The following is a 13092-nucleotide window of genomic DNA, read 5'->3' on the forward strand; positions in this document are numbered from 1 at the left end:
TCCCCGTGAACCCAGCGCCTCTTGTCAGTCTCGTCATCCCTGCTTGCAACCCTCGCTTCTTCCGCGCCGCACTGGTCAGTGCCCTGGCGCAGAACTACGATCCGCTCGAGATCATCGTTTGCGACGACAGCCGCGACGGGCAGATCGAAGCGCTGGTCAACGAACTGGCCGTGCAGGCGCGCTGCCCGCTGTATTACTACCGTAACCCGCAACCGCTGGGTTTTAGCGGCAACCTGTTGCGTGGCCTGGAAGAGGCCCAGGGCGAGTACGTCAAGTTTCTCTGCGACGACGACCGTTTGCTGGCCGACTGTGTCAGCCGCCAGGTGCAGCTGTTCCAGGCGCATGCCGATGTCAGCCTGGTCGGTTGTCGGCGCCACCTGATCGATGCCGAGGATCACATTCTGCCGCAGCGCCTGGAGAACAGCTCGTTCACCTTTGGCGACACGCTGTTCAACGGCGACGACCTGCTGGATTTCTTCGAGACCCGCCAGTTGAACTTCATTGGCGGCCTGAGCGGGGTGCTGTTGCGCGCCAGCGATCTGCGCGAGCTGCTGCCGGCGTTGGCCCAGGTCGGGCAGGGCTTCGTCGCCATGCTCGACTTCGTCCTGTTCGTCTGCCTGCTGCGCCGTGGTCACCTGCTGGTGACCGCGCAAGTGCTGTGCATGGAGCGCCTGCACCCTGCGCAGTTGCGGCGCCAGCCGGAAGTGCAGGCGGTGGCGCCGGGCGAGGCGCAGTGGCTGCGCGAGATGTTCGCCGCGCGCACGGGCGAGCGCGACGCGTTCTCCGGCTGGGTGCGTATCCAGATCTTCCAGCCCGATGCCGGGCCGGTCGAGCGGGTCTGGGAGAACCTGTTCCTAGTGCACGTACTGCGCGGCCTGCAGGCTATCCAGGAATCCAAGGTGGGCAGTCACAGCGACAGTTTCGCCGAGCTGTACCGGCAATGGCTGGCCTGCCGCCAGGACCCGTTGGTACTGGCCCGGTTGATGCGCCTGAGCCAGCATTGGGCCTGGCGCCCGCGCATCGTGCCGGTGGTGATTGATCGCGACGGCGACAGCGAAGCGCTGCAACTGACCCTCGACAGCCTGGCCGGGCAAAGCTATCCGGCCGAGTCCATTCGGGTACTGTCCACTGCGCGCCTGCCGTCGAGCCTCGATGGCCGCTTGCAGGTGCAGGCGTTGCAGGCCGACTGGGGCCAGCAACTCAACGAGGTGGTGCAGCAACTGGACGGCGACTGGTTCTACCTGTTGCGTGCCGGCGACCGCCTTGGCGCGTTCAGCCTGATGTTGCTGGCCGAGCGCATTGTCAGCCTTCCGGCGATGGCCTGCTGCTACGGCGACGAGGGTGGGCTGCTCGACGGCGAGTCGGTGGAGCCGGTGTTCAAGCCTGATTTCAACCTCGACCTGCTACGTGGCTACCCCTACACCGGGCGGGTACTGGCCTTCTCCCGCGAGCGCTGCCTCGCGCTCGGCGGGCTGAGTGCCGGCTATCAGGAGCTGGCGCCGCACGACCTGATCTGGCGACTGCTGGAGCGCGACGGCCCGCAGGCCATCGAGCATATTCCCGAAGTGCTGGTGGAGTCGTCCTGCACCTTTGCCGCCTGGCTGTCGTCGGCGGCGGTGTGCGAGGACAACCCGCGCCTGCTCGATGCGCACCTGCAGCGCCTGGGGGTGAACTATCGCCTGGATAACCATGGGGGGCCGATCAACCGCGTGCGCTACCTGCATGCCAGCCAGCCGCTGGTCAGCGTAGTGATTGCTGTCCAGGATCAACTGCCGGTGCTGGAGCGGTGCCTGGAAGCGCTGCTGGAAAAGACCGCCTACCCGCATTACGAAGTGCTGGTGGTGGACAACGCCAGCCAAGGGGAGGCGGCCCGTGCCTGGGTGGCGGCGATGCAGCAGCTGAGCAGCGACAAGCTGCGGGTGCTGAGCCTGGCGCAGGAAACCAGTTTCGCTGCGATCCAGAACGAAGCGGCGCGGCATGCCCAGGGCGATTACCTGCTGATGCTCAACCCGGCCACCGTGGTCACCGAGGCGGAGTGGCTGGACGCCATGCTCAGTCAGGCGCAGCGGCCGGAAGTCGGCATCGTCGGCGCCAAGCTGTACAACGCCGAGGGGTTGGTGGTGCATGCCGGTGGTGTGCTCGGCCTGCGCGGGGCGGTCGGCTCGCCGTTCGTCGGCGAAGCGCTGGAGGCGGGTGGCTACATGCAGCGCCTGCAAGTGGCGCAGAACTATTCGGTGGTCGGTGCCGACTGCATGCTGGTGCGCAAGCAGGTGTTCCTCGACCTTGGCGGGCTGAACGATAGCGTCTACAGCCTGGCTTTCAGCGATGTCGACCTTGGTCTGCGCCTGCGTGACGCCGGCTACCTGGTGGTCTGGACGCCCGAGGCGCGGATGGTGCTCGACAGCCAGCCCGGGCGCGCCGTCGATGCGCAGGAGGAGGCCGAGCGCCAGGGCCGCTTGGCCGAGCAGCATGAAACCTTCTTCAAGACCTGGATGCCGGTGGTCGCCCGCGACCCGGCGTACAACATCAACCTGGCACTGAACGGTTCGAGCTTCTGCCTCGACCCTGGCCTGAAGGCTGGCTGGAAACCCTTTGTCGGGCGCTCGCTGCCGCATGTGCTGGCCCTGCCGATGAACAAGACCGCGGTCGGCCATTATCGGGTGATCCAGCCGCTGGTCGAGCTGGAGGCCGCCGGCTGGGTAACCGAGCAGCAGTTCTTCGAGATCCCCACCAGCGTCGAGCTGGAGCGTTCGTCGCCGGACGTGGTGGTGCTGCAGGGTCGCTACACCGAAGGCTTCGTCAAGGAAATCGAGCGACTCAAGACCTACTCCAAGGGTTTCTGCATCTACGAGCTGGACGACTATGTGATCAAGGTGCCGAAGAAGAACGGCCACCTCAAACACACCCCGCGTGACCTCGAAGGCTCGCTGCGCCGCGGTATCGCGCGCTGCGACCGCCTGGTGGTGTCGACCCAGCCGCTGGCCGATGCCCTGGCCGACACCCACCACGACATCCGCGTGGTGCCGAACATGCTCGCCGAGCGTCTCTGGACCCACCTGCGCAGCCAGCGCCGCACCTCGCGCAAGCCGCGCATCGGTTGGGGGGGCGGCACCAGCCACACCGGCGACCTAGAGGTGATCGCCGAGGTGGTCAAGACCCTGGCGCATGAGGTGGAGTGGGTGTTCTTCGGCATGTGCCCGCCGGAGCTGCGGCCGTACCTGCACGAGTTCCATCCGCCGGTGGCGCTGGAGCTGTACCCGGCCAAGCTTGCCAGCCTCAACCTCGATCTGGCCCTGGCGCCGCTGGAGTACCACATCTTCAACGACTGCAAGAGCAACCTGCGCTTGCTCGAGTACGGCGCCTGCGGCTACCCGGTGATCGTCACCGACACCGCAGCGTACCGTGGCTACCTGCCGTGCACGCGGATCAAGCGCAACACCACCGAGGAATGGCTGGAGGCGATCCGCATGCACCTGGCCGACCCCGATGCCAGTTACCGCATGGGCGATCGTCTGCGCGAGGAAGTGCTGCGCGACTACGTGCTGCGCGCCGACAACTGCCAGCACTGGTACACCGGCTGGATGCCTGACTGAGGGCGTCAGCCCCGGGGTTGCACGACGCCAGCTCGACGCGTGCGAGCTGGCCCGTTTCCTGCTAGTCCCCTGTCATATCGCCATAAATCGAGCGCTGTCTCGGTTTATCCGGCGGGTCTGCTCCCGGCAGGCCCGGTGACGAACAAGAGGGGATGACATGAAGGCGGTAATTCTGGCCGGCGGACTGGGCACGCGTATCAGCGAAGAGTCGCATCTCAAGCCCAAGCCGATGATCGAGATCGGTGGAAAGCCAATTCTCTGGCACATCATGAAGCAGTACTCCGCGCACGGAATCCATGATTTCGTGATTTGCCTTGGCTACAAGGGCTACGCCATCAAGGATTTTTTCGCCAACTACTTCCTGCATACCTCCGACGTCACCTTCGACATGTGCAACAATCGCATGGACGTGCACCAGAATTACAGCGAGCCATGGCGAGTGACCCTGGTCGACACGGGTGAAGACACCATGACCGGCGGCCGTCTGCGCCGTGCCGCGCGCTACCTGGAAGGGGAGCAGGCGTTCTGCTTCACCTATGGCGATGGCGTCTCCGACCTGAACATCGGCGCCCTGGTCGACTTCCACCTGCAGCACGGCAAGCTGGCCACCGTCACCGCCGTGCAGCCGCCGGGCCGCTATGGTGCCCTGGAGCGCGATGGCGACCGCGTCAGTGGCTTCATCGAAAAACCGCGCGGCGATGGCGGCTGGATCAACGGCGGCTTCTTCGTGCTGTCGCCGAAAGTGCTCGGCTACATTGCCGACGACCAGACTTCGTGGGAATCCGAGCCGCTCGGCCAGTTGGCCGCCGAGGCGCAGTTGCAGGCGTTCCAGCATGACGGCTTCTGGCACCCGATGGACACCCTGCGCGACAAGAATCACCTCGAACAGCTGTGGCAGAGTGGGGAGGCCCCATGGAAGCAATGGGCCTGAGCGAGCGTTTCTGGCGTGGCAAGCGGGTGCTGCTGACCGGCCACACCGGCTTCAAGGGCAGTTGGCTGGCACTGTGGTTGCGCCAGCTTGGCGCCGAGGTGACCGGCTTCGCGCTGGACCCCGGCACCGAGCCGAGCCTGTTCGAACTGGCCCGTGTCGGCCAGGACCTGAACGACGTGCGCGGCGACCTGCGTGACCTCGGCGCCTTGCTCGGCGTGGTGGCCGACACCCAGCCGGAAATCGTCCTGCACCTGGCCGCGCAACCGCTGGTGCGCGAAGCCTACCGCGACCCACTCGGTACGTATTCGAGCAACGTCATGGGCACCCTCAACCTGCTGGAGGCAATCCGCCAGGTCGGTGGCGTGCGCGCGTGCGTACTGGTGACCACCGACAAGGTCTACGCCAACCAGGAATGGCCATGGCCCTACCGCGAAAACGAGGCGCTGGGCGGGCATGACCCGTACAGCAGCAGCAAGGCCTGTTGCGAGCTGCTGGCGCAGTCCTATGCGGCGTCGTTCTTCCCGGCGGCGGACTATGCCGAGCACGGTCTGGCCCTGGCGACCGCGCGGGCCGGCAACGTCCTCGGTGGTGGCGACTTCGCCCCGGAACGATTGATTCCCGATGTGCTCAAGGCCTGGTCGGCCAACGAGCCGGTGACCCTGCGCTACCCGCAGGCAGTACGCCCCTGGCAGCACGCCCTGGAGCCGCTGGCCGGCTACCTGCAACTGGCCGAGCGGCTGTACCGCGAAGGCCCGGCCAGTGCCGGCGCGTGGAACTTCGGCCCGGGCGAGGGCGACATGTGCAGCGTCGGCGAAGTGGTCGCGCGCCTCGCCCGGCAGTGGCCGGAAGCGCCGGGCGTGCGCGTTGAGCCCAGCGAACTGCACGAAGCCGGCCTGCTTCGTCTGGACAGTGCGCGGGCCCGCCAGTTGCTGGGCTGGCGCACGCGCTGGTCGCTGGCTGAATGCCTGCAACACACCCTTGAGTGGCACCTGGCCTGGAAGCGTGGCGATGACATGCGCGCGATCAGCCTCGATCAATTGAACCTGTATGCGGAGCTGTCGTGAGCGATCTGCACCTGCATCCGCTGGCTCTGGACGGTCTCTTCAGCGTCGAACACAAGGCGCATGGCGATGCCCGCGGGCGCTTCGCCCGGCTCTTCTGCGAAGGCAGCCTGGGCGCGCTTGGTGCGCCGTTCCATGTGCGCCAGATCAACCATTCGCACACTGTCGGCGAGGGCAGTGTGCGCGGGCTGCACTACCAACTCGGCGCGCAGCCCGAGGCCAAGCTGATCACCTGCCTGCGCGGTGACGTCTGGGACGTGGCGGTGGACCTGCGTGCAGGGTCGCCGACCTTCCTGCACTGGCATGCCGAGCACCTGCGCGCCGGCGATGGCCGTAGCCTGTTGATCCCGGCCGGCTTCGCCCACGGCTTCCAGGTGCTCAGTGCCGAAGCCGAGCTGCTTTACCTGCACAGTGCCGACTACGCGCCGGGTGTCGAGGCCGGGCTGTCGGTGCACGATCCGCGCCTGGCGATCCGCTGGCCGCTAGCTGTCAAGAATCTGTCGGCCCGGGATGCAGGCCATCCCTGGCTGGACCCACATTTCACCGGAGTGCACCCATGAATTGCCGTGGCTGTGGTACGCGCCTGAGTCTGCCGTTGATCGACCTGGGTACAGCGCCACCTTCCAATGCCTACCTGCGCGAAGCGCAACTGGCCGAGGCCGAGGCCTGGGTGCCGCTGAAGGTCGCCGTGTGCCAGCAGTGCTGGCTGGTGCAGACCGAGGACTACACCCGCGCCGATGCACTGTTCGACGCCGATTACGCTTACTTCAGTTCCTACTCGTCGTCCTGGCTGGCGCATGCCCAGGCCTATGTGGGCGAGATGGTCGAGCGCTTTGCCTTGAATGCCGACAGCCGCGTGGTGGAAATCGCCGCCAACGACGGCTACCTGTTGCAGTACGTGGCGGCGCGCGGCATTCCCTGCCTGGGCGTCGAGCCGACCCGCAGTACCGCTGCCGCCGCGCGCGACAAGGGCCTGGAGATTCGCGAAGTGTTCTTCGGCGAGCACAGCGCCCAGGCGCTGGTCGAGGAGGGCTGGGCGGCCGACCTGATGGCGGCGAACAACGTGCTGGCGCATGTGCCGGACATCAACGACTTCCTGCGCGGCTTTGCCACGCTGCTCAAGCCGAGCGGGGTGGCTACCTTCGAGTTCCCGCACCTGCTGTGCCTGATAGCCGAACACCAGTTCGACACGCTGTACCACGAACATTATTCGTACCTGTCGTTGACGGCCGTGAACATCCTCTGTGCGCGCAACGGCCTGGAAATCTTCGATGTGCAGGAACTGCCGACCCACGGCGGTTCGTTGCGCGTGCTGGTGCAGCGCAGCGGTGGCGCGCAGCCGATCGACGCCGCGGTGCAGCGCCTGCTTGGTATCGAGCGCCAGGTCGGGGTTGCGACGCCGGGCTTCTACAGCACCCTGGCGCCGGCCGCCGAGCGCATCAAGCATCAGTTGTTGCGTTTCCTGTTGCAGGCCAAGGCCGAAGGCAAGCGTGTGGTTGGTTATGGGGCGGCGGCCAAGGGCAATACCTTGCTCAACTACGCCGGGGTCAAAGCCGACCTGCTGGCCTGGGTCGCCGATGCCAACCCGCACAAGCAGGGCAAGTACCTGCCGGGCAGCCGGATCCCGGTGGTTGCCCCCGAGCGCCTGGCGCTGGAGCAACCGGACTACGTGCTGGTGCTGCCGTGGAACCTGCTCAAGGAAGTCGGCGAGCAGCAGGCGCAGGTGCGTGAGTGGGGCGGGCGCTTGGTGATCGCCGTGCCGGAACTGACCGTCCTGTGAGGGTGCGCAAAGTAGTGGTCACCGGTGCCAGCGGCTTCGTTGGCAGCCATGTGGTGGACGCCTTGTTGGCCCGTGGCTGCGAGGTGCGCGCCGTGGCCCGGCGCCTGGCACCGGCCCAGGCTCAGGGCTGGTTCGAACGGGTCGAGTTCGTCGCTGCCGATATCCACGACCCGCAGTTGGACGTCGGCGCCTTGTGCGACGGCGCCGACGCGCTGGTGCACCTGGCCTGGCCGGGCTTGCCGAACTACCGCGGGCTGTTCCATCTGGAACACAACCTGATGGCCGACTACGCCTTCATCAAGCGCGCGGTCGAAGCCGGGGTCGCGCGGGTGCAGGTCAGCGGCACCTGCCTGGAGTACGGCCAGCACAGTGGTGCGCTGAGCGAAACCCTGAGCTGCCAGCCGGATACGCCGTACGGCCTGGCCAAGCACAGTCTGCACCTGTTCCTGGAAACCTTGCGCGAGCAAATGCCGTTCGCCCTGCAATGGGTGCGGCTGTTCTACCTGCATGGCCGCGGGCAGAACCCGAGCAGCCTGCTGGCCGCCCTCGATCGGGCGATCGACAGCGGCCAGACGCGGTTCGACATGTCCGGCGGCGAGCAACTGCGCGACTTCCTGCCGATAGAGCGTGCTGCCGGCTACCTGGCCAACCTGCTCCAGCACGACTTCAGCGGCACCGTGAACTGCTGCAGCGGCCAGCCAGTGTCGGTGCGCCGGCTGGTCGAGGCGCATTGTGCGGCGCGTGGCGTCGAGATGGCCCTGAACCTCGGCCACTACCCTTATCCAACCTACGAACCCATGGCCTTCTGGGGCGATGCCAGCCGTTTGCAGGCCTTGCTGGGAGCAGAACATGAAGCATGAGCTGTACCGTGCCACCGGCTTGCCGGTGCTGCAGAACCGCACCTTTGCCGACGCCGCGAGTGCACGGGCCTCGGCCAGTGCCGAGATGCGCCTGGTGCAGGACCTGCACACTGGCCTGGTGTACAACGATGCCTTCGATGCCGCCAAGCTCAGCTACGACAGCGACTACCAGAACGAGCAGGCGCATTCTGGCCAGTTCCAGCGCCACCTGGACGATGTCGAGGCGCTGGTCGCCCGGCATTTTCGCGGGCAGAGCCTGATCGAAGTCGGCTGCGGCAAAGGCTATTTCCTTGAGCTGCTGCGTGAGCGTGGCTACGCGGTCACCGGCATCGACCCGGCCTACGAAGGCGACAACCCGCAGGTGATCAAGGCGCCGTTTACCCGTGCGCTGGACCTCTCGGCCGACGCCATCGTGCTGCGCCATGTGCTCGAACACATCGCCGACCCGGTGGGCTTCCTCGGCGAGATCGCGGCCGCCAATGGTGGCGCCGGGCTGATCTACATCGAAGTGCCGTGCCTGGACTGGATCATCGAGCACAAGGCCTGGTTCGACCTGTTCTACGAACACGTCAACTATTTCCGCCTGGCCGACCTGCAACGGCTGTTCGGTACGGTGCTGGAGGCCGGTCACCTGTTCGGTGGCCAGTACCTGTACATCGTTGCCGACCTGGCCAGCCTGCGCGCGCCGAACCACACGCCGGGGCAAGCGTTGACCCTGCCCGACGACTTCAGCGCCAGCCTGGCGCGTGCCGTGCAGATCATCCAGGCCGACAGCGGCCGTGCTGCGGCCATCTGGGGCGCGTCGTCGAAGGGCGTGATCTATTCGCTGTTCCTGCAGCGGGCCGGGGCTGCTGTCGATCGGGTGGTCGACATCAACCCGGCCAAGCAGGGGCGCTACCTGCCGCTGAGCGGGCTGCGCGTGTCCTCGCCGCAGGAGGCGCTCGACGCCCTGCCCGAGGGCGCCAACCTGTTCGTGATGAATTCCAACTACCTCGAAGAAATTCGCCGCATGACGGCCGGACGCTATGTCTATCACGCCGTCGACAGCGCGACTTTCACTGACCAGCAAGCAGAGACCGAACAATGACCGACACTCCGATCAAAGCCTTCGAAGCCGAATGCCAGGCCGAAATCGCCGCGCAGGGCCAGGATGAAAAACTCAAGGGCCTGGCCCGCGAATTCTTCAACGAATCGGCCAAGCACAAGTACAGCTACCACTTCTCCTGGATGGGCCGGCCGATCATCCAGCTGCCGCAGGACATGATGGCGATGCAGGAGATCATCTGGCAGGTCAAGCCGGACCTGATCATCGAGTGCGGCATCGCCCACGGCGGTTCGATCATCTACTACGCCTCGCTGCTGGAACTGCAGGGCCATGGCGAAGTGCTGGGTATCGACCGTGACATTCGCCCGCACAACCGTGAGGCTATCGAGTCGCACCCGATGAGCAAGCGCATCAGCATGATCGAAGGTTCGAGCATCGACGCCGCCATCGTCGAGCAGGTGCGTGCTGCGGCGGCCGGGAAAAAAGTCATCCTGGTCCTCGATTCCAACCACACCCACGAGCACGTGCTCGAAGAGCTGCGCCTCTACGCACCGCTGGTCTCGCTGGGCAGCTATTGCGTGGTGATGGACACGGTGGTCGAAGACATGCCGGCCGAGTTCTTCCCGGACCGTCCATGGGGGCCGGGCGACAACCCGAAAACCGCCGTCTGGGCCTACCTGGAAGAGAACCGCGATTTCGAGATCGACTACCAAGTGCAGCACAAGCTGCTGGTCACCGTGGCACCGGATGGCTACCTGCGCCGGGTGCGCTGAGCCGTTTCACTTCAATTGAGTTCATCGGGCGTTCGGCCAGTGCTGGGGAAGTTTATGCAAGGCATTACAGGAATTGATCACGGGGCAGATCTGCGCGAGCGTTTCACGCTGGTACTGATGACCCACAACCGTCCGGCGTTCCTGCGTCGGACACTGCAGTACTACCGCGATTTCCCCTGCACGCTGCTGGTGCTGGACTCGTCCAGCGAGTCGGCCGCGCAGATCGCCGCCGAGTTCCCGGGGGTGGAGTACCTGCATCTGCCGCAGTTCTCCTACCTGGGCTTCCAGGCCAAGCTCAAGTACGGCGTCGAGCGCGTGCGCACGCCGTTCATGGCCTTTGCCGCCGATGACGACTTCCTTCTGCACGATGCCCTTGGGCAGTCGGTGGCCTTCCTTGAAGCCAACCCCGACTACGGCATGTGCCATGGCTACAGCATGATGTACCTGGCCGAAGCCACCCACGTGAACTACTACCGTCGCGACAAGAAGGTCTGCGAAGACTACGCCGCCGACAGCGGTGCGCAGCGCGTGCTCGATTACATGGGCCAGTTCATTCCGCCGTTCTTCGCGGTCACCCGCACCGAACTGCTGCGCGACTGGTTCGAGTTGCTGCCCGAGGGCACCTGTTTCGAATGGCAGGAAATCGGCCATGTGTTCTACCTGCTGGCGCGGGCCAAGGCGCGGATCCTGCCGATCCCGTATGCGGTGCGCGAAGCCAACTACGGCACTTCCGAGCACAAGACCGAAGTGATCTTCGTGCTCAGCTTCACCGACCCCAAGTCGGTGGCCGAGCGCGAACACTTCGCCGGCTTCCTGGCCGGCGTGCCGGGGCTGATCGAAGGTATGCAGGGGCCGCAGGTGCGGCAGTTGGCGCTGGATAGTTTCCAGGCCATGGCCGAGTGCCTGCGGCAGCGCAAGTCGCTCACCATGGAAACCGTATTCTCCTCGCGCTGGATCGACATCGAGGCAGGGCCGTCGCGGCGTTTCCTGCCGGTGCAGTACGTCGAGATGCCGTTCTACAACCAGGCGTTCTTCGACCAGCTGACCCGCTTCGAATTCCTCATCCATGCCATGCCGGCCGGGCGCTTGCAACTGCAGCGCCTGGAGGGAGTACTGCTGCATCAGGAGCAGTTGCTGCAGGTGCGCGTCACCGACACCCCGGCGACGATCAAGGGCCGGCTGGTGGAGGCGCTGGAAACCAACGCCTTCAACCGTGACGTGGTACGCCGGCTGGCCGAGCACCTGCGCGACCACGGTGAGCCGGATGAGGCCGCACCGCTATTCGCCTGGGCCCAGCGCCTGGAGGCCGTGTCGATCGAAAAGAGCCGCGACGTGCTTGACCGCATGCGTTCCGGGCGTCTGTTGAACTGGCTGGCCAACCGACGTCCGGCGGCTGGCACCCAGGCGCTGATCGACGCGCACCTGGCGCAGTTCCAGGGTGGGCCGCAGTTCGGCCTGCTGCTGCTTGATCTCGACAATAACCAGGAAAAACTCCAGGCCACCTTCGACAGCCTGCTCGGTGGCCTGAGCAAGGCGTTCCGCATTGTCGTGTTCACCACCGGCGTGCCGGCCACGCTCACTACGGCACAGAACACCCTGCATTTCGTCCGGGTGAGCAAGGACGACTACGTGGCCAAGCTCAACCAGGTGGCGCAGCAGTCGTCGTGCGACTGGCTGCTGCTGGCCGAGGCCGGCGACGAGTTCACGGCTACCGGATTGCTGCGTGCCAGCCTGGAGCTGCGCAATGCTGGCGGTTGCCGCGCGGTCGCCGTCGACGAGATCCAGCGTCAGGCCGATGGTGCCTGGCGTGAGCTGTTGCGTCCGGGCTTCAACCTCGACCTGCTGCAAAGCCACCCGGCGCTGATGGCACGGCACTGGCTGGTGCGCCGCGAGGTGCTGGTGGAGGCCGGTGGCTATGCGGCCGAGTACAGCGATGCGCTGGAGTTCGACCTGCTCCTGCGCCTGATCGAGCAGGGCGGTCTCAGTGGCCTGGCGCACCTCGACGAGCCGTTGCTGATCACCCAGGCACCGCTGCTGGAAGACAATGCCCACGCCCGCCAGACCCTGACCCGCCACCTTGCCAGCCGTGGTTACAAGGCGCAGGTCACGGCCGCCACGCCAGGCACGCTGAAAATCGACTACCGGCACATCGAGCGACCACTCGTTTCGATCGTGCTGCTCAGCGAAGACAATCTGCTGACGTTGCAACGTTGCCTGGACAGCGTGCTGCAACGCACCCGCTACCTGCGCTACGAAGTGCTGATTGCCGACAACGCCAGCCAGTCGCCGGAGCTGCTCGAATGGCTCGGTCTGTTGCAGCAGGTCAAGGGCAAGGTGCGCGTGCTGCAAAGCCCTGAGCGCCTTAGCCGCGCCGCGTTGTACAACGCCGCCAGCAGCGAGATCGCTGGCGAGTACCTGGTGGTGCTCGACGCCGAGGCCGAAGTGGTCAACGCCAACTGGATCGAAGCCCTGCTCAACCAGGCGCAACGTCCGGAAGTGGGCGTGGTCGGCGCGCGCCTGCAGGATGCCGATGGCAAGGTCACCCAGGCTGGTCTGCTGCTGACGCCGCAAGGGCAGGTAGAAGCGGCGTTTGTCGGCCAGGCCAAGGGCGCTGGTGGTTACCTGGATCGGCTTAACGTCGAGCAGAACTATCCGGCCGTATCGGCGGCCTGCCTGATGATCCGTACCGAGCTGTTCCGCGCGCTCGACGGCTTTGACCAGGACGCCTTCGCCGAGGCCTATGCCGACGTCGATCTGTGCCTGAAAGTGGCCGACGCCGGCTTGCTCACGGTCTGGACGCCGCAGGTGCAGGTGGTTCATCCGGGGGTTCTGCCGGACAACGCCGCTGCTCTGGCAGCGCTGCGCGCCAAATGGTCGGCGCAGTGGCAGGGCGCGGTGCACGCCGAAGACCTCGGCGCGGGCCCTGCGCACTTTGACTGGAATCGCCTGATCGACTGAGCGTAGGCGCGGCCAAGGGAATGGCCTGCATCTTGCTTCGGGGTTGCATAAACAGCGTTGGGGTCAGAAAAACGTTTCTGACCGCGCCCGG

At 65.7% G+C, this 13092-nt stretch carries 9 protein-coding genes; all 9 read left to right on the forward strand.

From position 1 onward, the window contains the following. Window positions 1-5: 5 nt before the first annotated feature. The 9 genes from DCO48_RS09650 to DCO48_RS09690 all read left to right on the forward strand — a co-directional run bounded on the left by DCO48_RS09650 (window position 6) and on the right by DCO48_RS09690 (window position 13001). The gene (locus DCO48_RS09650) at window positions 6-3593 is read left to right on the forward strand and encodes a glycosyltransferase (protein WP_116550374.1); all 3588 of its coding nucleotides are present in this window, start codon (window positions 6-8) and stop codon (window positions 3591-3593) included. A 157-nt stretch (window positions 3594-3750) separates the two neighbouring features. Continuing rightward, window positions 3751-4524 (forward strand): glucose-1-phosphate cytidylyltransferase, encoded by a 774-nt coding sequence (gene rfbF, locus DCO48_RS09655; RefSeq protein ID WP_116550375.1) that lies wholly within the window; start codon window positions 3751-3753, stop codon window positions 4522-4524. Beyond that, the gene (gene rfbG / locus DCO48_RS09660) at window positions 4506-5588 is read left to right on the forward strand and encodes a CDP-glucose 4,6-dehydratase (RefSeq protein WP_116550376.1); all 1083 of its coding nucleotides are present in this window, start codon (window positions 4506-4508) and stop codon (window positions 5586-5588) included. The genes rfbF and rfbG overlap by 19 nt, the downstream gene beginning before the upstream one ends. Then, on the forward strand, window positions 5585-6145 hold the full coding sequence (locus DCO48_RS09665; protein ID WP_116550377.1) for a dTDP-4-dehydrorhamnose 3,5-epimerase family protein: 561 nt from the start codon (window positions 5585-5587) through the stop codon (window positions 6143-6145). The genes rfbG and DCO48_RS09665 overlap by 4 nt, the downstream gene beginning before the upstream one ends. Then, window positions 6142-7365 (forward strand): class I SAM-dependent methyltransferase, encoded by a 1224-nt coding sequence (locus tag DCO48_RS09670; RefSeq protein WP_116550378.1) that lies wholly within the window; start codon window positions 6142-6144, stop codon window positions 7363-7365. Before DCO48_RS09665 ends, DCO48_RS09670 begins: the two co-directional genes overlap by 4 nt. Beyond that, window positions 7362-8225: an NAD(P)-dependent oxidoreductase gene (locus DCO48_RS09675; RefSeq protein WP_116550379.1), complete on the forward strand. Its 864-nt coding sequence runs from the start codon at window positions 7362-7364 to the stop codon at window positions 8223-8225. Before DCO48_RS09670 ends, DCO48_RS09675 begins: the two co-directional genes overlap by 4 nt. Continuing rightward, window positions 8215-9312 carry a class I SAM-dependent methyltransferase gene (locus DCO48_RS09680; RefSeq protein ID WP_116550380.1) on the forward strand — a complete coding sequence of 366 codons (1098 nt, stop codon included), beginning with the start codon at window positions 8215-8217 and terminating at the stop codon, window positions 9310-9312. Before DCO48_RS09675 ends, DCO48_RS09680 begins: the two co-directional genes overlap by 11 nt. Further along, the gene (locus tag DCO48_RS09685) at window positions 9309-10043 is read left to right on the forward strand and encodes a cephalosporin hydroxylase family protein (protein ID WP_116550381.1); all 735 of its coding nucleotides are present in this window, start codon (window positions 9309-9311) and stop codon (window positions 10041-10043) included. The genes DCO48_RS09680 and DCO48_RS09685 overlap by 4 nt, the downstream gene beginning before the upstream one ends. 54 nt (window positions 10044-10097) lie before the next feature. Continuing rightward, window positions 10098-13001 (forward strand): TIGR00180 family glycosyltransferase, encoded by a 2904-nt coding sequence (locus tag DCO48_RS09690; RefSeq protein ID WP_116550382.1) that lies wholly within the window; start codon window positions 10098-10100, stop codon window positions 12999-13001. Window positions 13002-13092 lie beyond the last annotated feature (91 nt).

Origin of the sequence: Pseudomonas sp. SDI (assembly GCF_003105155.1) — a bacterium.
GTDB lineage: Bacteria > Pseudomonadota > Gammaproteobacteria > Pseudomonadales > Pseudomonadaceae > Aquipseudomonas.